The organism is Leptothrix cholodnii SP-6, from assembly GCF_000019785.1.
GTDB classification, from domain to species: Bacteria; Pseudomonadota; Gammaproteobacteria; order Burkholderiales; family Burkholderiaceae_C; genus Sphaerotilus; species Sphaerotilus cholodnii.
Genome location: NC_010524.1, coordinates 1,520,579 through 1,539,620 on the forward strand (window position 1 = coordinate 1,520,579; position 19,042 = coordinate 1,539,620).

The 19,042-nt window shown below is 68.7% G+C and carries 18 protein-coding genes; 10 read left to right on the forward strand and 8 right to left on the reverse strand.

Going from position 1 to position 19,042, the window contains the following annotated elements; genetic code table 11:
• Nucleotides 1-129: 129 nt before the first annotated feature.
• From LCHO_RS07195 to LCHO_RS07235, 9 genes are all read left to right on the forward strand, one after another.
• Nucleotides 130-1,851, forward strand: coding sequence for a nitrite reductase (locus LCHO_RS07195; protein ID WP_012346472.1), 1,722 nt, complete (start codon nt 130-132; stop codon nt 1,849-1,851).
• A gap of 207 nt (nt 1,852-2,058) precedes the next feature.
• A complete protein-coding gene (locus LCHO_RS07200; RefSeq protein ID WP_012346473.1) occupies nt 2,059-2,388 on the forward strand; it encodes a c-type cytochrome in 330 nt (109 codons plus the stop codon).
• Nucleotides 2,385-3,578, forward strand: a complete 1,194-nt coding sequence (locus LCHO_RS07205; protein ID WP_012346474.1) for a cytochrome D1 domain-containing protein — start codon at nt 2,385-2,387, stop codon at nt 3,576-3,578. The genes LCHO_RS07200 and LCHO_RS07205 overlap by 4 nt, the downstream gene beginning before the upstream one ends.
• 14 nt (nt 3,579-3,592) lie before the next feature.
• Nucleotides 3,593-4,609 (forward strand): siroheme decarboxylase subunit beta, encoded by a 1,017-nt coding sequence (gene ahbB, locus LCHO_RS07210; RefSeq protein WP_012346475.1) that lies wholly within the window; start codon nt 3,593-3,595, stop codon nt 4,607-4,609.
• A complete protein-coding gene (locus LCHO_RS07215) occupies nt 4,596-5,087 on the forward strand; it encodes an Lrp/AsnC family transcriptional regulator (protein WP_012346476.1) in 492 nt (163 codons plus the stop codon). The genes ahbB (LCHO_RS07210) and LCHO_RS07215 overlap by 14 nt, the downstream gene beginning before the upstream one ends.
• Nucleotides 5,077-5,559: a siroheme decarboxylase subunit beta gene (gene ahbB / locus LCHO_RS07220; protein ID WP_012346477.1), complete on the forward strand. Its 483-nt coding sequence runs from the start codon at nt 5,077-5,079 to the stop codon at nt 5,557-5,559. Before LCHO_RS07215 ends, ahbB (LCHO_RS07220) begins: the two co-directional genes overlap by 11 nt.
• 7 nt (nt 5,560-5,566) lie before the next feature.
• Nucleotides 5,567-6,823, forward strand: a complete 1,257-nt coding sequence (nirJ, locus tag LCHO_RS07225) for a heme d1 biosynthesis radical SAM protein NirJ (RefSeq protein ID WP_012346478.1) — start codon at nt 5,567-5,569, stop codon at nt 6,821-6,823.
• A gap of 84 nt (nt 6,824-6,907) precedes the next feature.
• Nucleotides 6,908-9,841, forward strand: a complete 2,934-nt coding sequence (locus LCHO_RS22030) for a PAS domain-containing sensor histidine kinase (RefSeq protein ID WP_083772695.1) — start codon at nt 6,908-6,910, stop codon at nt 9,839-9,841.
• Between the two features lie 170 nt (nt 9,842-10,011).
• Nucleotides 10,012-11,589, forward strand: coding sequence for a nitrite reductase (locus tag LCHO_RS07235; RefSeq protein WP_012346480.1), 1,578 nt, complete (start codon nt 10,012-10,014; stop codon nt 11,587-11,589).
• 20 nt (nt 11,590-11,609) lie between these two features.
• Here LCHO_RS07235 and LCHO_RS07240 read toward each other — a convergent pair whose 3' ends face one another.
• Together LCHO_RS07240 and LCHO_RS07245 are read right to left on the reverse strand one after the other, a co-directional pair.
• Nucleotides 11,610-12,764, reverse strand: a complete 1,155-nt coding sequence (locus tag LCHO_RS07240; protein ID WP_012346481.1) for a HupE/UreJ family protein — start codon at nt 12,762-12,764, stop codon at nt 11,610-11,612.
• A complete protein-coding gene (locus LCHO_RS07245) occupies nt 12,761-13,912 on the reverse strand; it encodes a tetratricopeptide repeat protein (protein WP_012346482.1) in 1,152 nt (383 codons plus the stop codon). Before LCHO_RS07245 ends, LCHO_RS07240 begins: the two co-directional genes overlap by 4 nt.
• Nucleotides 13,913-14,063: 151 nt before the next feature.
• Between LCHO_RS07245 and LCHO_RS23660 the strand changes: the two genes are divergently transcribed.
• On the forward strand, nt 14,064-14,213 hold the full coding sequence (locus LCHO_RS23660) for a hypothetical protein (RefSeq protein WP_190274839.1): 150 nt from the start codon (nt 14,064-14,066) through the stop codon (nt 14,211-14,213).
• A gap of 64 nt (nt 14,214-14,277) precedes the next feature.
• On the opposite strand, the gene LCHO_RS07250 is transcribed toward LCHO_RS23660, so the two are convergent.
• The 6 genes from LCHO_RS07250 to LCHO_RS07275 form a co-directional block, all read right to left on the reverse strand.
• Nucleotides 14,278-15,036 carry a Crp/Fnr family transcriptional regulator gene (locus LCHO_RS07250; RefSeq protein ID WP_012346484.1) on the reverse strand — a complete coding sequence of 253 codons (759 nt, stop codon included), beginning with the start codon at nt 15,034-15,036 and terminating at the stop codon, nt 14,278-14,280.
• 90 nt (nt 15,037-15,126) lie between these two features.
• The gene (locus LCHO_RS07255) at nt 15,127-15,804 is read right to left on the reverse strand and encodes a DUF799 domain-containing protein (RefSeq protein ID WP_012346485.1); all 678 of its coding nucleotides are present in this window, start codon (nt 15,802-15,804) and stop codon (nt 15,127-15,129) included.
• The gene (locus LCHO_RS07260; RefSeq protein ID WP_012346486.1) at nt 15,801-16,181 is read right to left on the reverse strand and encodes a DUF4810 domain-containing protein; all 381 of its coding nucleotides are present in this window, start codon (nt 16,179-16,181) and stop codon (nt 15,801-15,803) included. Before LCHO_RS07260 ends, LCHO_RS07255 begins: the two co-directional genes overlap by 4 nt.
• Entirely contained in the window at nt 16,178-16,855 is a 678-nt protein-coding gene (locus LCHO_RS07265) for a CsgG/HfaB family protein (protein ID WP_012346487.1), read from the reverse strand. The genes LCHO_RS07260 and LCHO_RS07265 overlap by 4 nt, the downstream gene beginning before the upstream one ends.
• Nucleotides 16,856-16,949: 94 nt before the next feature.
• Nucleotides 16,950-17,399, reverse strand: a complete 450-nt coding sequence (locus LCHO_RS07270) for a hydrogenase maturation protease (RefSeq protein WP_223210546.1) — start codon at nt 17,397-17,399, stop codon at nt 16,950-16,952.
• Between the two features lie 26 nt (nt 17,400-17,425).
• Nucleotides 17,426-18,940: a Ni/Fe hydrogenase subunit alpha gene (locus tag LCHO_RS07275; protein WP_012346489.1), complete on the reverse strand. Its 1,515-nt coding sequence runs from the start codon at nt 18,938-18,940 to the stop codon at nt 17,426-17,428.
• Between the last annotated feature and the right edge of the window lie 102 nt (nt 18,941-19,042).

Consider the following 19,042-nt stretch of genomic DNA (forward strand, 5'->3'; position numbering starts at 1 on the left):
ACGGCGCCGCAACCGACGCCGACGATGCGCTCGCTCGCTGCCTGACGATGGACAGCCGCCCTGCGAGCCGACTTGGCGCAGCCGCGCCCAGCCCCATTCAAGCGCTGATCCGAGACGGAGAAGACCCCCATGACGACAAGCAAGATCACCCGGTTGACCGCTCTGGCGCTGGCCGCCCTGGCCATGACGGCCATCCAGGCGCAGGACAAGAAGGGCATCACCCAGCCCGAGATGAACTACCAGGCCGGCGGCTCGCCGCTGGCCGGCGAGGCCATGTACCAGGGCACCAACCCGAAGGCACCGCCGATGACGCAGGCCGAGTTCGACCTCGGCCGCAAGACCTATTTCGAGCGCTGTGCGGGCTGCCACGGTGTGCTGCGCAAGGGCGCCACCGGCAAGCCGCTGACCCCGGACCTGACGGTCGCCAAGGGCACCGACTACCTCAAGGTGTTCATTGCCTACGGCTCGGCCGCGGGCATGCCCAACTGGATGACCTCGGGCGAGATGGACGAGAAGACGGTCGACGTCATGGCCCGCTACATCCAGCACGACGCACCGACGCCGCCGGAATGGAGCATGGCGCAGACCAAGGCAACCTGGAAGGTCATCATCGCGCCGGAGAAACGCCCGACGAAGAAGATGAACAACTACAACATCGCCAACATCTTCTCGACCACGCTGCGCGACACCGGCGAGGTGGCGCTGATCGACGGCGACACCAAGAAGATCATCAACATCGTCAAGACCGGCTATGCGGTGCACATCACGCGCACCTCGGCGTCGGGGCGCTATCTGTACGTGATCGGGCGTGACGCCAAGATCAACATGATCGACCTGTGGATGGCCACGCCCGACAACGTCGCCGAGGTGCGGGTGGGTCTCGAGGCCCGCTCGGTCGACACCAGCAAGTTCAAGGGCTACGAGGACAAGCTGGCGATCGCCGGCAGCTACTGGCCGCCGCAGTTCACGATCATGAACGGCGACACGCTCGAACCGCTGAAGATCGTCAGCACCCGCGGCATGGTGGTGGGCACGCAGGAATACCACCCCGAGCCGCGTGTGGCCTCGATCGTGGCCAGCCACTTCAAGCCCGAGTTCGTGGTCAACGTCAAGGAGACCGGCAAGACGCTGATGGTCGACTACAGCAACCTCGACGCACTCAAGATCACCGAGATCGGCTCGGCGCCGTTCTTGCATGATGGTGGCTGGGATTCGAGCAAGCGCTACTTCATGGTGGCCGCCAACCAGAGCAACAAGATCGCCGCCATCGACGCCAAGGACGGCAAGCTGGCCGCCATCACCGAGGTCGGCAAGATCCCGCACCCGGGCCGTGGTGCCAACTTCACCCACCCGAAGTTCGGCCCGGTCTGGTCCACCGGACACCTGGGTGATGAAACCATCTCGCTGATCGGCACCGATCCCAAGGGCCACAAGCAGTACGCCTTCAAGGAGGTGATGAAGCTCAAGGGCCCGGGCGGTGGTGCGCTGTTCATCAAGAGCCATCCCAAGAGCCGCCACCTCTATTCGGACACGCCGTTGAACCCGGATCCGAAGCTGTCGCAGAGCGTGGCGGTGTACGACGTCAACAACCTCGACAAGGGCTATGTGACGCTGCCGATCGCCGAATGGGCGGGCCTGAGCGACGACGGCGCCAAGCGGGTGGTGCAGCCCGAGTTCAACAAGGCCGGTGACGAGGTCTGGTTCGCGGTCTGGTCGGCCAAGAACAAGCAGAGCGCGCTGGTGATCGTCGACGACAAGACGCTCAAGCTCAAGGCCGTGATCAAGGACCCGCGCCTGATCACGCCGACCGGGCACTTCAACGTGCACAACACCCAGCACGACGTGTATTGATCGACGCCTGGCGAGCGACCTCACGCGCAATCAAAAGGCAAAAGGCGAGCCCGCGAGGGCTCGCCTTTTTTTGACGTCGCTCGCGCCATCGTTCGTCCTTAAGCCAGTTCAAGGACGCCCGGCCCCCACCGGCGTGACCATGCAGCCATGAGCCGCCCACATCGCCCCCGCCGCCATCGGCGCGTTCTTCGTGTGGCCGTGGTCCTGATGGCGACGGCCTGGAACTGCTGCGCCGCGATCGCGGCCGATGCCGCCTGGCTGCCCACCGCCGCGCGCCAGCAGCAGCTCGTGCGCATGGTGCGCCAGGACTGCGGCTCCTGCCACGGCATGCGCCTGACCGGCGGCCTGGGCCCCGCGCTGACCCGTGAGGCGCTGGCCGAGGTGCCGCTCGACAGCATCGCCGCCACCATCTTCCACGGCCGCCCCGGCACGCCGATGCCGCCCTGGCGCGCGATGCTCGACGAGCACGAAGCGCGCTGGATCGCCGAGCGGCTGCTGGCCGGTTTCCCCGAAGACACGACGAAAGCATCGCGATGAAACGCCGACACCTGCTGGCCGGCCTGGCCACGTTGCCTGCCCTCTCCACGCTCGGCCTGATGACGGGCTGCGCCACGGCGCCGCAACGCGGCACCGGCGACCTGGGCGTGATCGTCGCGCGTGCCAGCGGCCGGCTGGCGATCGTCGACACCAGCGCGCGCACGCTGCTCGGCGAAGTGGCGGGGCTGGGCGACCTGTCGCACGCCTCGGTGGTGTTCTCGCGTGACGGCCTGCACGCCTACGTGTTCGGCCGCGACGGCGGTCTGAGCAAGGTCGACCTGCTGCAGCGCCGCCTGGTGGCGCGCGTGATGCAGGCCGGCAACTCGATCGGCGGCGCCATCAGCGCCGACGGCACGCTGGTGGCGGCGCAGAACTACACGCCCGGCGGCGTCAAGGTGTTCGATGCCCGCACCCTCACGCTGCTGGCCGACATCCCGGCCGAATACGGGGCGGCCAAGCCATCGCGGGTGGTCGGCCTGGTCGACCTGCCGGGCCGGCGCTTCGCCTTCAGCCTGTTCGATGCCGACGCGATCTGGATCGCCGACCTGAGCGACACCACGCACCCGAAGCTCACCCAGCTGCCCGGCATCGGCCGCCAGCCCTACGACGCGCTGGTCACGCCCGATGGCCGCCACTACATCGCCGGCCTGTTCGGCGAGGACGGCCTGGCGCTGGTCGACCTGTGGGCCGAGACGCCCACGGCACGCCGCATCCTCGGCGGCTACGGCCGTGGCGAGCAGCCGCTGCCGGTCTACAAGATGCCGCATCTGCGCGGCTGGGCGGTGGCCGGCCGGCGCGCCTACCTGCCCGCGATCGGCCGCCACGAGGTGCTGGTGGTCGACATCGAGACCTGGGCCGAGGTCGGCCGCATCCCGGTCGCCGGCCAGCCGGTGTTCGTGATCGCGCGGCCCGACGGCCGGCAGGTGTGGGTCAACTTCGCGGTGCCCGACTACCACCGCGTGCAGGTCATCGACACGCCGAGCCAGCGCATCGTCAAGACGATCGAACCGGGCCGCGCGGTGCTGCACATGGAGTTCACGCCGCGTGGCGAGGCGGTGTGGATCAGCAGCCGCGACGACAACCGCGTCAGCGTGATCGACACCCGCAGCTTCGACACGCTGGCCACGCTGTCGGTCGACGCGCCGAGCGGCATCTTCTTCACCGCCCGCGCCGCGCGGCTCGGGTTCTGATCTGGGACGACATGATGGATCTCGCACGTCAATTCCAGCTCGCGCTGCTCAACCCGTGGCAGCACGGCTTTCCGCTGCAGCGCGAGCCGTTTGCGCTGATCGCCACACAACTCGGCCTGAGCGTGCCCGACGTGCTGGCAGGTTTTGCCAGCTTGCAGCGCGACGGCTCGCTCAGCCGCATCGGCGGCGTGTTCGGCCCCGGTGCAGGTGGCGCCGCCTTGCTCGCCGCGATGGCCGTGCCGGCCGAGCGCATGCAGGCGGTGGCGGCGATCGTGTCGGCGCATCCGGGCGTCAACCACAACTACGAACGCGAGCACGCGCTCAACCTGTGGTTCGTGATGACGGGCCGCGATGCCGGGGCGGTGGAGCAATCGATGCAATCGCTCGAACAGGCCACCGGATTGACTGCGCTGCGGCTGCGCATGCAGCGTGCCTACCGCATCGACCTGGGTTTCGATCTGCGCCACCGCACCGCCTGCCACGCGATGCGGGCCGGCCGCCGCGGGGCGCCGATCGACCGCGCCGACCTGCCGCTGGCCGCGCTGGTCGAGGATGGCCTGCCGCTGATCGCACGGCCTTACGACGCCTGGGCCGAGGCGCTGAACCGCACGTCCGCGGCGGTACTCGCCACGCTGCAGCATTGGCTGGACGGCGGCACGCTCAAGCGCTTCGGCACCATCGTGCGGCACCACGAACTCGGCTTCGACGCCAACGCGATGACGGTGTTCGACGTGGCCGACGCGCAGGTCGATGCCTGCGGCGAGGCGCTGGCGCGCGAGCCCGGCGTGACGCTGGCCTATCGCCGCGAACGCGGTGCCGGTTGGCCCTACAACCTCTATTGCATGGTGCATGGCCGCGACCGCGCGGCGGTGCACGAGGTGCTGGATCGTGTCATCGCGCGCAGCGGCCTGGCGGCGTATCCGCACGCGGTGCTGTTCTCGCGCCGGCGCTTCAAGCAGACCGGCGCGCGGCGCTTCCGCGATCTGCCGCCCACCCCCTGCCACCCGGAGCTTGCCGATGCTGTCGCTTGACGATCTGCGCCTGATGAGCCGCCTGCATGGCGGATTCCCGCTCACCGACCGGCCGTTTGCCGATGTGGCGGCCGAACTCGGTTGCAGCGAAGACACCGTGATCGAGCGCCTGCACCACCTGCTGGCGCACGGCCTGCTGACGCGTTTCGGCCCGCTGTTCCAGATCGAGCGCGCCGGTGGCCAGTTCGTCCTGGCGGCGATGGCCGTGCCGCCGGAGCGTTTCGATGCGGTCGCCGTGCAGGTCAACGCGCTGCCCGAGGTGGCGCACAACTACCGCCGCGATCACGCGCTGAACATGTGGTTCGTGATCGGTGCCGAGTCGCCCGACAAGGCCCTGGCCGCGCTGCAGCGCATCGAGGCACAGACCGGCCTGGCCGTCCATGCGTTCCCGAAGGAGCGCGAGTTCTTTGTCGAACTGCGATTGCCGCTGGAGGCCATCGGCGTCGACCTGCCACAGGAGCGCCGCGATGCCGCTTGACGATTTCGACCGCGACCTGATCGCCGCCACGCAAGGCGGCCTGCCGCTGGTGGCGCGCCCCTACGAAGCCGTGGGCGCGATGCTCGGCGTGAGCGGCGAGCAGGTGCGTGAGCGCCTGGCGCAGATGCTCGCGAGCGGTCTGATCCGCCGCATCGGCGCGGTGCCCAACCACTACAAGCTCGGCTTCACCGCCAACGGCATGAGCGTGTGGGACGTCGACGACGCGGTGGTCGATCAGCTCGGCGAGCGCATCGGCGCACTCGCCGGCGTGAGCCACTGCTACCGCCGCCCGCGCCATCGGCCGGCCTGGCCGTACAACCTGTTCGCGATGCTGCACGGCCGCTCGCGCCACGAGGTCGAACAGCAGGCCGCGCAGATCGCCACGCTGCTCGGCGCGGCCTGCCGTGGCCACGACATCCTCTATTCCACCGCGATCCTGAAGAAGACCGGATTGCGCCTCACCGAGACCTGAGCCCACCATGTTCCGCATCAGCCAATACATGCGCGAACTCGCGCAAGCCCATCGCGGCGGTGTGTACCCGGCCCCCCGCCGCGCAGCGGCCGGGGGCTCCATGACGGGTCCGGTCGTGATCTGGAACCTGATCCGGCGCTGCAACCTGACGTGCCAGCACTGCTACGCGCTGTCGGCCGATCACGAATACAGCGGCGAGCTGTCGGGCGCCGAGGTCGGCACGGTGATGGACGACCTCAAGGCATTCCACGTGCCGGTGCTGATCCTCTCGGGCGGCGAGCCACTGATGCGGCCGGACATCTTCGAGATCGCCGCACGCGCCAAGGCGATGCGCTTCTACATCGGCCTGTCGACCAACGGCACGCTGATCGACGAGCCGATGGCCGACCGGGTGGCCGCAGCCGGCTTCGACTACGTCGGCATCAGCCTGGACGGCCTGCGCGAAACACACGACAAGTTCCGCCGCCTCGACGGTGCCTTCGACCGCAGCCTGGCCGCCGTGCGGCTGCTGCACGCACGCGGCGTCAAGGTCGGCCTGCGTTTCACGATGACGGCGATGAACGCGCACGACCTGCCGGCGCTGCTGCAGCTGATGCGCGACGAGCAGGTCGACAAGTTCTACTTCTCGCACCTCAACTACGCCGGCCGCGGCAACATCCACCGCGGCCGCGATGCCCAGTTCGCCGCCACCCGCGAGGCGATGGACCTGCTGTTCGAGACCGCCTGGCAGGCTGCGCTGGAAGGTCGGGACGAGGAGTACGTGACCGGCAACAACGACGCCGACGGGCCGTACCTGCTGCAGTGGGTGGCCGAGCACCTGCCGCATCTGAGCCCGCTGGTGCACGAGTCGCTGCGCCAGCGGCTGGTGGCCTGGGGCGGCAATTCCAGCGGCGTGAACGTGGCCAACATCGACAACCTCGGCAACGTGCACCCCGACACCATGTGGTGGCACCACACGCTGGGCAACGTGCGCGAGCGGCCGTTCTCGGCCATCTGGGCCGACACCTCCGACCCGCTGATGGCGGGACTGAAGGCCAGGCGGCGGCCGGTCGGCGGGCGCTGCGGCGGCTGCGCGCACTTCGCCATCTGCGGCGGCAACACCCGCGTGCGCGCCCAGCAGCTCACCGGCAACGCCTGGGCCGAAGACCCGGGCTGCTACCTGAGCGACGCGGAAATCGGCGTGAGCGGCAACGGCGAGCGGGTCAAGGTGACGGCGTTCAGTGGTGGACGCAAGAGGGTCGGGGTACCGGTGGTGGCGGGGTGAGTCCGGCAGGGCCGAAGTCGGCCGGGAGCCGTCATTCGCCCCGACGTCAGGGCACGCACAAGTGTGAGGCGCAGAAAATGAGGGATGCAGCCGATCACCCGTGTCTTGTTGACATCGTCATGGAGCTTCGTGAGACTGGAAGAACTCGCGCCCGCCTTCCGGCTGCCATGGTGCACGTCGATGACTTCTTCCCTGCTCTTTGCCCCCATCCGTCGCCTCCTGCGCTGGCGGTTCGCAACCGCCCTCTTGCTCGCGCTGGTATCGCCGTTGGCGCCGGCGGACGGCGATTCCGCTCACCCGCCTTCCGGCGACACCCGCCGGCAGACGCCGGCCGACAAGCCGGGCCTGCAAGGCAAGAGCGTCCTCATCCTGTCCGGCACGCAATACGGGACCCCGGTAACGGACCTCACGGTTGCCGGAGCCGTCGCGTCCCTCAGGAGCAAGGGCATCGGCGGCGCGCAGATCTACGTCGAGCATCTCGACCTCGCCCGCAACAGGAATCCGCGATGGCGTGCCGAGCTGGCAGACGTGCTGCGGGGCAAGCTCGGCAAGTCCGATGTGGGCATCGTGATCGTCCTGCACCAGTTGGCGCTGGATTTCCTGGCCCAGGAGGGCCACGACCTTGTGCCGCCCGGGACGCCCGTACTGACCAACTTCGTCACCACGCCCGACGTGGCCTGGCGCGCAACACCCCATCCCGTGCTGAACATCACCGAGCGGGCAGACATCGACGGCACGATCCGCCTCGGGCTCGAGCTCTTTCCCCGCACGCGGCGTCTGTTCGTCGTGACCGGTGCCGACGAGGCACAGCCCCTGTTCCATGCGCAGGTCGCGCAGGCGGTGGCTGCCATGCCGGGCAAGCCGGAGATCGAGACCGCGGCAGCGTTGTCCTACGAGGAGATGCTGCAGCGTGTCTCGGCGCTGCCACCCGACACCCTGGTCCTGCTCGGCATCTACTTCAATGACCGGACGGGGCGCCGTCTTCTTCCGGCCGAAGTGGCCACCGCAGTTGCCAAGCGTGCCAATGCGCCGGTGGTGGGCCTCTACGATCTGCACATCTGGAAGGGTCTGACAGGGGGGTCGGTCGTCGTCCCCGAGGAGGTCGGCCGACGCACCGGGGAAATCGGTTTCGACATCCTCTCCGGCGCACGCCGGCTCGATGCCAGCGCGGCCGAGGCCGGAATGCCTGCACAACCGATGGTCGACTGGGCGCAACTCGAACGCTGGGGGGGCGATCCCGCGAAACTCCCCGCCGGCACCGTCTTCCTGAACCGCCCGCGCACGCTGTGGGACGAGTACCGCAACGCCGCCATCGCGGGTTCTGCCGCGATCCTGGTGCTGACGGCGCTGGTCGCTGCGCTGGCCGTCCAGAACGCGCGCCGCAAGCGGGCCGAACACAAGCTGCGAGACACCACGATCCGGCTGGAAGCAACGCTCGATGCCTTGCCCGACCTGATGTTCCGGATCGACCGGGACGGGCGGATCGAGGAATTCCGTTCGTCTGCCACCGACCAGCTGTACGCCTCCCCGTCGGCGTTCATGGGCAAGACGTTCCGCGAGGTGGTGCCGGAACCGGCCGCCCGCGTCCTCGATGAGGCCCTGGAGGACGCCGCGCGCTCGGGGTCGAGCCGCGGCGCCACCTACGCGATTGACATCGGCGCGGAACAACGGTGGTTCGAAGTCTCGATGTCGGCGATGGCGGGGGCGGACGATCGTCCGGCGCACTTCATTCTCCTGCTGCGCGACATCACCGAGCGCAAGCGCGCGGAGCAGACGCTCGATGACTATCGCCAGGGACTGGAGGCGATGGTCGGGGAACGGACCGCCCAGCTGAACGAGGCCACGCGCAGGGCCGAGGCGGCGAATGTGGCGAAGAGCGCCTTCCTCGCCAACATGAGCCACGAGATCCGCACGCCGCTCAATGCCATCGTCGGCATGTCGCACCTGATCCGGCTGGCGGGCCTGCCGCCGGCACAGACCGAGCGGCTCGACAAGCTCAAGGCCGCCGCCACCCACCTGCTGGAGATCCTCAACGCGATCCTCGACCTCTCGAAGATCGACGCCGGAAAGTTCACGCTCGAGGAGATTCCGCTGCGTGTCGAGTCGATCATCGCCAACACGCTGTCGATGCTGGACGACCGGGCCCGGGCCAAGAGCCTGCGACTGACCAGCGAAGTGGACCGGATGCCGCGCAGCCTGGTGGGCGATCCCACCCGCCTGCAGCAGGCGCTGCTGAACTACGCCAACAACGCGATCAAGTTCACCGACGCGGGCTCGGTGACTGTGCGTGCCCGGCTCGTCGAGCAGCACGCCGAGGACGTGCTGGTGCGTTTCGAGGTCGAGGACACGGGCATCGGCATCGACGACGCCGCGATCGGCAATCTGTTCTCGGCATTCCAGCAGGCAGACAGCGCGACGACACGCAGGTCGGGAGGCACCGGGTTGGGGCTGGCGATCACGAAGAAGCTGGCGGAACTGATGAAGGGAAACGCAGGCGTCACGAGCACGCCGGGCGCAGGCAGCGTGTTCTGGTTCATGGCGCGCCTGAGAAAGGCGCAGGAGCCCGTGACGACCGATGGAGGCGCGAAGGCTCCGGCCGCGGCGGCGATCCTGAAGGCGCGCCATGCGGGCATGCGCCTGCTGGTGGTCGAGGACAACGATATCAACCGCGAGGTCGCGCAGGCCCTTCTCGAGGAAGTGGGGTTCGTGGTCGACCTGGCCGAGGACGGCGCGGAGGCGGTGGCGAAAGTGGCCAGCCACCCGTACCGGCTGGTGCTGATGGACATGCAGATGCCCAGGATGGACGGGCTGGAGGCGTCGCAGGAGATTCGCAGGACCCGGACCACGCAGAACCTGCCGATCATTGCCATGACCGCCAACGCCTTCAGCGAGGACAGGGCCAGGTGCCTGGCGGCGGGCATGGACGACTTCGTGAGCAAGCCCGTCGACCCGGAGGCGCTCTATGCGGTGCTGCTGGGCTGGCTGGACAAGGTGCCGGAGACCGCCGCTGCGAACTGAGTGGCCGCGCCGGCCTCATTCCCGAACCTGGACAGTCTGCAGAAATCGCCAAACGGCGTGTTCGGGTCGTTCTCCGCTCCTCACCCCCTCCCCACGCCTCGGCCCGCCTACCTCCACAAACCTAAACAAGATCAAGGCCACCACCGCCTGTCCTGCCTAGAGTGGTGCCCATGAAGCTGCCTCGTCTTCCGAATCTCTTCGCACTGGCCTGTGTCGCCTTGCTGGGCGGCCTCGGCACACCCAGCCTGGCGGTCGATGCGTCGGCGCTGTTCGACCAGCATTGCGCCGCCTGCCACGGTGCCCAGCGCACCGGCAGCATGGGCCCGGCGCTGCTGCCCGAAAGCCTGGAGCGGCTGCGACCGGCCGAGGCGAAGAAGGTCATCACGCAAGGCCGCACCGCCACGCAGATGCCGGCCTTCGGCGCCACGCTGTCGGCCGAGCAGATCGACGCGCTGGCCGGCTGGATCTACCGCCCGGTGAGCCCATCTCCGACTTGGGCCGAGGCCGACATCCGCGCCTCGCGCGTCGAGACGCCCGACGCGCAGGGCCTGCCGAACAAGCCGGTGTGGCGGGCCGACCCGATGAACCTGTTCGTGGTGGTGGAGGGGGGCGACCATCACGTGTCGCTGCTCGACGGCGACCGCTTCGAGGTCATCCACCGCTTCGCCAGCCGCTACGCGCTGCACGGCGGGCCGAAGTTCACGCCCGACGGCCGCTTCGTGTTCTTCGGCTCGCGCGACGGCTGGATCACCAAGTACGACCTCTGGAACCTGACCGTGGTGGCCGAGGTGCGCGCCGGCCTGAACATGCGCAACGTGGCAGTCAGCGGCGACGGCCGCTGGGTGATGGCGGCCAACTACCTGCCGCGCAAGCTGGCGCTGTTCGATGCCGATCTGAACCTGGTCAAGAGCTTCGATGCCAGCACGCTCGACGGCAAGAGCGCCTCGCGCGTGTCGGCGGTCTACGACGCTGCGCCGCGCAGGAGTTTCGTGGTGGCGATGAAGGACATCCCCGAGGTCTGGGAGATCTCCTACGACCCGAAGGCCGAGCCCATCCACGACGGCTACGTGCACGACTACAAGATGGGCGAGGCGATCGCCAAGCCCGGTTATCAGGGCGTGCGGCGCACGCTGCTCGACGAGCCGCTGGACGACTTCTTCTTCGACCAGAGCTATCGCCACGTGCTCGGCGCGACACGAGCAAAAAGCGACGGCACGCCGACCGCGCAGGTCGTCAACCTCGACATCCGCCAGAAGATCGCCGAACTGCCGATCGCCGGCATGCCGCACCTGGGCTCGGGCATCACCTTCGCGTGGGGCGGCACCACCGTGCTGGCGAGCCCCAACTTGAAGGGAGGGGCGATCGACGTGATCGACATGAAGACCTGGAAGCCGGTCAAGACCATCCCGACGCCCGGCCCGGGCTTCTTCATGCGCAGCCACGAGAACTCGCGTTACGCCTGGACCGATTCGATGATGAGCCCGACCGCCCGCGACACGCTCACGCTGATCGACAAGACCACGCTCGCGCCGGTGGCCAGCGTGCGCGAGCCGGGCAAGACGCTGGCGCACATCGAGTTCACGAAGGATGGCCGCTACGCGCTGGCCAGCGTGTGGGAGCTGGACGGCGCGCTGGTCGTCTTCGACGCCGTCACGTTCAAGGAGGTCAAGCGCCTGCCGATGAGCAAGCCGGTGGGCAAGTACAACGTCTGGAACAAGATCAGCCGCTCGGAAGGCACGTCGCATTGAGCGGCGCGTGATGCGCGTGCTCAGGCCGTGATCAGCTGCAGGTTCAGCGCGCGCTCGCACAGCCAGACGGCGGCCACCACCAGGGTGGCCCAGGAGCCGGCCCGGAAGATGCCGATGCGGTAGGTGTCGGTGTCGCGCAGGCCGTAGGCCAGCGGCAGGAACACCGCCACGATGGCGAGCTGGCCGAGTTCGACGCCGACATTGAAGCCCAGCAGCGACAGCGCCAGCGCCTCGCGGGGCAGGCCCAGGTCGCCCAGCACGCTGGCAAAGCCGAAGCCGTGGATCAGCCCGAAGGCGAAGGCCACGATCCAGCGCCGGCCTTGCACCATCGGATAGAGGTTGTTGGCCGCGGCCAGCACGACCGACAGCGCGATCACCGACTCCACCAGCCGCGATGGCAGCGTGACCCAGCCGAGCGTGGCCAGGCTCAGCGTGATCGAGTGCGCCAGCGTGAAGGAGGTGATCACCGCCAGCACCTCGCGCCCGGCCGCGCCCAGCCGGGCGACGCCGCGCCATTGGCGGCCGTCCCACAGCAGCACCGCCGGCAGCAGCAGGGCGAGCAGGAACAGCACGTGGTCGAAGCCGATCCAGATGTGCCACACGCCCTCGATCACGTATTGCCGGAACGGGGTCCAGCGCGACACCGCGCCGGCCACGAAGTGCTGTTCGGTCAGGGTGGGCGAGAACACCGCGGTCCGCGTGGCGCCGTCGAGCGACAGGCGCAGCAGGCCGCGGTGCAGCGCGTCCTGATCGAACAGCAGGCGATAGCCGAGCGTCACGTCGCCGGTCGCGGCGGGGCATTGCGCGCTCAATGGCAGCACCGCGTAGCTGCCGTCGGTGTGGCTGTCGACCATCAGCGCGCCGGCGCTCAGGGTGCAGGCGCCGCCACGCTGCACCGAGAGCTGCGCCAGCGCCCAGTCGGCCAGTTCGTCGCGGCGTGTGCGCAGCTCGCCCCAGGTGATGGTGCCGTCGCCGTCGGTGTCGAGGCCGAGCGCGAAGTCGATGTCGCGCAAGGCGAGGTCGAGCTGGCCGGTGACGGCCTGGCCGTCGACGTCGAGCCGGTAGTAGCTGTCGCTGGCCTTGTGCGCCAGTGCCAGGCCGGCGCCGCACAGCAGGCAGGCGGCGATCCAGCTGCGGATCAGCGTGTGCAGCAGGTCGCGTGTCATCTGCGTCATCGGGTCACCGCCGACTTCTGCACCGCAGGGCTGCGGGCGGCGGCTTCGGCCAGCTTGCGCAGGTGGGCGTCCTCGAAGCCGCTGCGGCGCAGCCAGTCGAGCGCCGGCTGCGCGGCGGCCACGTCACCGGCGGCGATGGCGGCTTCGAGCAGCATGCGGGCATCGCGCGGTTCGCGCTGCACGGCGTAGTTGGCGCGGGCCAGCTGCACCGCGCGGGCGGGGTCGTTGCGCAGCCTGAGCTGATAGCGCGCCTCTTCGGCGCGATGGGTGGTGTCGCCACGTTGCCCCGCGGCCGCGAAGCGCTCGCCGAGCATGCGCACGTGGGCGGCAGCCATCGGCAGCTCGAGCGCCGACTCCGCCTCGGCCAGTCGCAGCAGCAGCGGGTCGGCGTTTTCCCAGCCGGCGAGCTGGCGGACCACTTCGGCCGGCCGGCCCTGGTCGAGCAGGAAATCGCACCAGGCGGCGAGCAGGTAGCTGTCGTCCAGGCCGAGCGCGAGCGCGGCGCGGTAGTGGCGCTCGGCCAGCGCGGGCTGGCCGCGCCAGGCGGCCACTTCGCCCAGGCGTGTCAGCAGCCAGAGCCGGCTGTCCGGCAGTGCCGCGTCGGCCAGGGCGTTGGCGAGCGTGCGCTCGCCGGCCAGCAGCTGGCCGCCATAGGCCTGCGCCAGGCCGGTGCAGCCGGCTTGAAGGACCGGGCGCTCGAGCCTGCGCAGGGCTTCGCATTCGCCGAGCGCCTGGGCGTAGTCGGCCTGGACCAGAAAGATCGCGGCCCGCCAGGCGTGGGCTTCGGCCCGTTCGGGATCGAGCGCCAGCGCCGCGGCGAAGGTGCGCAGGGCCTCGTCGAAGTCGTGCCGGTATTGCAGCAGCTGGCCCTGGATCGCCAGCCGTGCGGCCGATGGCGGCCCCTTGACCTTGTTCAGCACCGCTTCGGCATGACCGACGTGACGCGGATCCCCCGACGCCATCGCCTGGTCGAAATAGCGTTCGGCCAACCGCACGGCGGTGTCGGCATCGGCAGGGTTGTCGCGTGCCTGCGCACGCAGCGCGGCGAGTTCACGCTGGGCGCTGTTGCCCGCACGCAGTGGCAGGCGCTCCAGCACCTCGGCGTCGTCGGTGGGGGTGCGGGGTGCGGCCTGCACCGTGACCGCCATCGCGGTCGACAGCAGCAGTCCCGCTGCCGTCGATGGCTGGCCGCAAAAGCCCCGCAGACACAATGTGAAACGGCGAAGGGTCATGCGTGGCTATATTAGTGACACGCACATCGCCGTGCGTTGCGTCATTCAACTGCCGAAGGATTCACCGATGAGCAAGTTCGTACCGTTCCTGATTGCCGCCTTCATGGCCAGCATCTCCGTGGGGTCGTTCGCTGGTTCGCATGGTGGTGCACCGAAGGACTGCAAGAAGGACGACACCCGCGAAGAATGCAAGAAGATGAAGGACGAGAAGAAATGAGCTTCTTCTCCTGACCACACGAAACAAAGCGGGCCTGGCCCGCTTTTCTGTTCGGGCCAAGCGCCTACTGCATGTTGTGGCGCGCCAGCCGGCCCGGGTCGGGGATGCAGATCTCGCGCTTGTCGATCTGGATCAGGCCGGCGCCTTCGAGCTCGTGCAGCACGCGCGAGAAGTATTCGGGCGTCAGCGACAGGCGCGAGGCGATCGTCGCCTTGCTGACCGGCAGCGACACGCGCAGCTCGCGCGGCGGCACAGATTCGTCCTTGCACATCGGCGCACAGCCGGCACCGGCCAGCGTCATCTCGGCAGCGTCGTCGCCTTCTTCGGGCAGGTCGCGCAGCAGGTAGCCGATCACGCGCTGCATGCCGCTGTGCAGCGCATAGGCCTGCACGTCGTGCACGAGGCCGTGCAGGCGCCGCGAGATGCCCGCCAGCATGCGCATCGCGAAGCGCGAGTCGCGCTCGATCTCGCCGAGCACCGCGGCCTTGCCCACGCTCAGCAGCAGCGTGTCGCTGAGTGCCTGGGCGTTGATGATGTAGGGCTTGCCGGTGAACATCAGCGCCTCGGCGAAGCTGTTGCCGGGGCCGATCAGCTCGATGACCTTTTCCTGGCCGGCCGGCGAGATCGCGTACAGCTTGACCTGTCCCATCACCGTGACGTGGAACTCCTCGCACGGCTCGCCGATGCGGAAGATGTTGTCGCCACGCACCATGCGGCGCAGTCGGCAGCCTTCGGCCAGGCGCTGCAGCTCGGCCGGTGTCATTTCCTGGAACAGCGGCAGCACCGCCAGGTAACGCGGCAGATCGAAACGGGTGTTGTCCAAACGGGTCTCCTTGTGCCACGACCGCGCCGGACGGGCGATCGTGGCGAGCGGTGTGATGGCGCGGCCGCCCGCGCCATCATGGCACGTCGCTCAGTCCTTGCCGTAGTTGGGCGAATGCGGCCCGTACAGCATGCCGTTCGGCCGCCCCGCCGACAGCAGGCGCTGGCTGGCGATGCCGGCCACCGGGTGGCTGCTGTCGACCACGCTGTGCATGATCTGCTTGACCACCGCCGTGACCAGCAGGCCGACCAGTCCGCCCTGGTTGTTGTTGTTCTGCTCCGAACTCGAGGCGGTGGCCGAGCCGCTCCAGAGCTCCTGGCCGGTCTTCAGGTCGACCAGCCGGGCGCTGGCCGACACCACGGCGGCGCTGTCGAACACCATGTAGGTGGTGCCGTATTTCGTCACCGTGAGGTAGAGCGCGGCGTCGGCGCCGAAGATCTCGCGCAGCTTGGCGCGGTCGATCGCGTGCATCTCGGCCGGCTCGGAGACACCGTTCTGCTTGAAGGTCTCGGCCACCAGGCTGACCGGCATCACGTAGTAGCCCGACTCGGCCAGCGGATGTGTCACCTGCGACAGCACGCTGAACGTGGCGTTGACGTCGGGCGAGTTGTTGACCGGCGGCAGCACCAGGATCGACTGCGGGCGGCTGCCCCGGTAGGCGGTGTAGTCGAAGGTCGGCGGCGTGGCGCAGCCGGCCAGCAGCGCGGCGGCGCAGGCCAGCACGAACCCCTTCACGAGGGCCGCGGATGGGATGGCGGTGTGGCTCATTTCTTGTCCTTGTCCTTGCCCTTGACCAGCAGGAAGTCCATGTAGTGCGCCGCTTCCGGGAACAGCGCCTTCTCGGCCTGGAAGGACTGTACGGCCTGGTCGTCGCGGCCCATGTTGGCGTACAGCAGGCCCAGGTGGGCGTGGTAGCCCGGTGGCGGCTTGGCACCCTTGGCGGCGATCTTCTGCAGGTCGGCCTCGAGCACGCTGGCCTGGGCTTCGGGGCCCTTGCTGTCGGACTTGAAGTACTCGTAGACCTGCGGCTGATAGCCACCCCATTCGTAGAGCGAGGGCGGGCGGTTGACGCAGCCGCAGGCCAGCAGGCTGGTGCCGAGCAGGGCCGCCCAGGCGAGCGGCCGGATCAGTGTGTGCTTGCTCATTGGGCCGGTTTCCATGCACCCGAATCGACCGCCGCCGAGAGCTTGTTGACGGCGTCGCGGATGGCCAGGTCGAGCACCTTGCCGTTGAGCGTGGAGTCGTAGCTGGCGGTGCCGCCGAAGCCGATCACCTCGCGGTTGGACAGGCTGTATTCGGCCGCGCCCTGGCTCGAATACACCACCTCGGCGGTGCTGGTCTTGACGATGTTGAGGTTGACCTTGGCGTAGGCGATCTGCTGCTTGCCGCGGCCGAGGATGCCGAACAGCTGGTGGTCGCCGACCTCCTTGCGGCCGAATTCGGTGACGTCGCCGGTGACCACGTAGTCGGCACCCTTGAGCGTCTGCGCGGTGCCCTTGAGGCCGGCCTCCTGCTTGGTTTCCTGCATGTTCTCGCGGTCCAGCACGTTGAAGCGGTTGGTCTGCTGCAGGTGCGTGATCAGGATGGTCTTGGCCTGGCTGCCGAGGCGGTCGACGCCGTCGGAGAAGATGCCGCGCATGTAGCTGGAGCGGTTGTCGAACTTGCCGATCGACACCGGCGTGCGCACACCGGTGTAGGGGCGCGCGGCGCTTTCGACCTGCTGCACGGCCAGGGTCTGCGAGCTCTCGGTGGCGCAACCGGACAGGGCGGCCAGCACGGCGGCAGCGGCCAGCGCGGTGAGGGAACGGATGGACTTCATGGGGATCCTCTCTGAGTCATGGAAATGGTCGATCTTCGAACGAAAACAAGCGGCCCGTGGGGCCGCTCGTCAATGTATCGCGCGAGCAGGAACGTCAGTGCTGGCCCAGATCAAGCCAGCTGCGGGCCCAGTCGACCGCCGCGGCCAGGTTGTCGAGCGCGGACGGGCTCGGCGGCTCGCCCAGCTCGAAGCGCGTGCCGCTGATCGCCAGCAGCGTGCAGGGCGGCGGCTCGGCCTGGTGCAGGTCGCGGTAGACCTGCATCACCGAGGTCGGCGACATCGCGTGCGTGGTGAAGGTGACATCACGCGCAGGCGCCAGCGTCGTGACCTCGAACGGCGCGCTGCACGTCAGGCTGGCATCGACGAACAGCACCCGCTCGCGGCCGACCAGATCGAGCGCGTGTTCGACCTGCAGCTGGTAGTCGTCGAGAAACTCGATGCGGCCGCCGACTTCCGGATCGGCCTCGGCCAGCGCGCCGAGCCGCTCGATGAACAGCGGCCCGAGCGCATCGTCACCCCGGCTGGCGTTGCCCCAGCCGAACACGAGCAAGGGTGCGGACGACGTTGCCGTCACGCCGGCAGGCCCACCGGTGCCGCGAGGTTGCGCACCAGCTCGCCGGTCGACGACTTCAGCACGTGGTCGATCAGCTCGCCGTTGGGGCCCTGCAGCACCACGTCGAGCGGCATCTGGCCCAGCGCGTGGGTGGCGCAGCTCAGGCACGGGTCGTAGGCGCGGATCGCCACCTCGATGTGGTTGAGCAGGCCCTCGGTCAGCTCCTGGCCGTCGAGGTACTGGCGCGCCACCGAGCGCACTGCCTCGTTCATGGCCTGGTTGTTGTGCGTGGTCGAGACGATCAGGTTGCACAGCGTGACGAGGTCGTCGTCACCCACCTTGTAGTGGTGGATCAGCGTGCCGCGTGGCGCCTCGATGATGCCCACGCCTTCGCCACGCCGGGTGCCGGTGGCCATCAGGTCGCCGCCCAGGATGTCGGGGTCGTCGAGCAGGTCGCGGATCACCTCCACCGAGTGCAGCACCTCGATCATGCGGGCCCAGTGGTAGGCCAGCGTGGCGTGGATGGGCTCGCCCTTGCCCCAGTCGATGAACTCGCGGCGCTCGGCCTCGGCCAGCGGGCTGGGGATGAAATCGCAGTTCTGCACCCGCGCCAGCGGGCCGACGCGATACCAGCCGGCCTCGCGCCCGAGCGAGCGCAGGTGCGGGAACTTCATGTAGGTCCAGGGCCGCACCTCTTCCTCGATCAGGTCGAGGTAGCTCTGGTCGCTGGCGCCGTCGATGATGATCTGGCCGGCGGCATCACGCGCGCGCAGCACGCCGTCGTAGAGGTCCATCGCGCCGTCCGCGCGCACGAGAGACAGCATGTTGGAGCGGAAGCTGCCGAAGCTGTCGTACAGCGCCGGGTTCTGTGCGTGCAGCTGCTTGGCGATGGTGACGGCGTCCTGCGCCCACTCGATCATCTGCTCGACGTCACGGCGCAGCATGTCGCGGTCGGCACGGCTGACATGCTTGTTCATGCCACCCGGAATCGCGCCGGTGCCGTGCACGCGCTTACCGGCGGTGACGCGGATCACCTCCTGCCCGAACTTGCGCAGCAGCACGCCCTTCTTGGCGACGTCCGGGTGCGCCTGCACCACGCCGACGATGTTGCGCAGGTTCACCGCCGAGTCGAAGCCGAACAGCAGGTCGGGCGACGACAAATGGAAGAAGTGCAGCGCGTGCGACTGCATCGTCTGGCCGTAATGCATCAGCCGGCGGATCTTCTCGGCGCTGCGCGTGATCGGCTGCGTGCCGAGCACCACGTCCATCGCCTTGGCGGCGGCCAGGTGGTGCGACACCGGGCAGATGCCGCACAGGCGCTGCACCATCACCGGCACCTCCCAGTACGGCCGGCCTTCGATGAACTTCTCGAAGCCGCGGAACTCGACGATGTGCAGCCGCACCTGCTGCACGCGGTTGTGGTCGTCAAGCAGGATCGTCACCTTGCCGTGGCCTTCCACGCGCGAGACGGGGTCGATGGCGACGCGGCGCAGGCCTTGCGGCGCGGCGGCGGTTTCCAGGTCAAAGCTCATTGCGAGTGCTCCTTGGTGTCTGCGTGCTTCCTTGACGCGTCGGTGTGCCGCAACCCGGCAGCGGCCGCGGATCCGGCTCTGCCGGGCCGCTGGCTGCGCCCC

Excerpts from the sequence above, each read along its gene's own strand:
- LCHO_RS07195 (WP_012346472.1), top strand. The coding sequence starts at position 130 with ATGACGACAAGCAAGATCACCCGGTTGACCGCTCTGGCGCTGGCCGCC.
- LCHO_RS07200 (WP_012346473.1), top strand. The coding sequence starts at position 2,059 with ATGGCGACGGCCTGGAACTGCTGCGCCGCGATCGCGGCCGATGCCGCC.
- LCHO_RS07205 (WP_012346474.1), top strand. The coding sequence starts at position 2,385 with ATGAAACGCCGACACCTGCTGGCCGGCCTGGCCACGTTGCCTGCCCTC.
- ahbB (WP_012346475.1), top strand. The coding sequence starts at position 3,593 with ATGGATCTCGCACGTCAATTCCAGCTCGCGCTGCTCAACCCGTGGCAG.
- LCHO_RS07215 (WP_012346476.1), top strand. The coding sequence starts at position 4,596 with ATGCTGTCGCTTGACGATCTGCGCCTGATGAGCCGCCTGCATGGCGGA.
- ahbB (WP_012346477.1), top strand. The coding sequence starts at position 5,077 with ATGCCGCTTGACGATTTCGACCGCGACCTGATCGCCGCCACGCAAGGC.
- nirJ (WP_012346478.1), top strand. The coding sequence starts at position 5,567 with ATGTTCCGCATCAGCCAATACATGCGCGAACTCGCGCAAGCCCATCGC.
- LCHO_RS22030 (WP_083772695.1), top strand. The coding sequence starts at position 6,908 with ATGCAGCCGATCACCCGTGTCTTGTTGACATCGTCATGGAGCTTCGTG.
- LCHO_RS07235 (WP_012346480.1), top strand. The coding sequence starts at position 10,012 with ATGAAGCTGCCTCGTCTTCCGAATCTCTTCGCACTGGCCTGTGTCGCC.
- LCHO_RS07240 (WP_012346481.1), bottom strand. The coding sequence starts at position 12,764 with ATGACGCAGATGACACGCGACCTGCTGCACACGCTGATCCGCAGCTGG.
- LCHO_RS07245 (WP_012346482.1), bottom strand. The coding sequence starts at position 13,912 with ATGGCGGTCACGGTGCAGGCCGCACCCCGCACCCCCACCGACGACGCC.
- LCHO_RS23660 (WP_190274839.1), top strand. The coding sequence starts at position 14,064 with ATGAGCAAGTTCGTACCGTTCCTGATTGCCGCCTTCATGGCCAGCATC.
- LCHO_RS07255 (WP_012346485.1), bottom strand. The coding sequence starts at position 15,804 with ATGAGCCACACCGCCATCCCATCCGCGGCCCTCGTGAAGGGGTTCGTG.
- LCHO_RS07260 (WP_012346486.1), bottom strand. The coding sequence starts at position 16,181 with ATGAGCAAGCACACACTGATCCGGCCGCTCGCCTGGGCGGCCCTGCTC.
- LCHO_RS07265 (WP_012346487.1), bottom strand. The coding sequence starts at position 16,855 with ATGAAGTCCATCCGTTCCCTCACCGCGCTGGCCGCTGCCGCCGTGCTG.
- LCHO_RS07275 (WP_012346489.1), bottom strand. The coding sequence starts at position 18,940 with ATGAGCTTTGACCTGGAAACCGCCGCCGCGCCGCAAGGCCTGCGCCGC.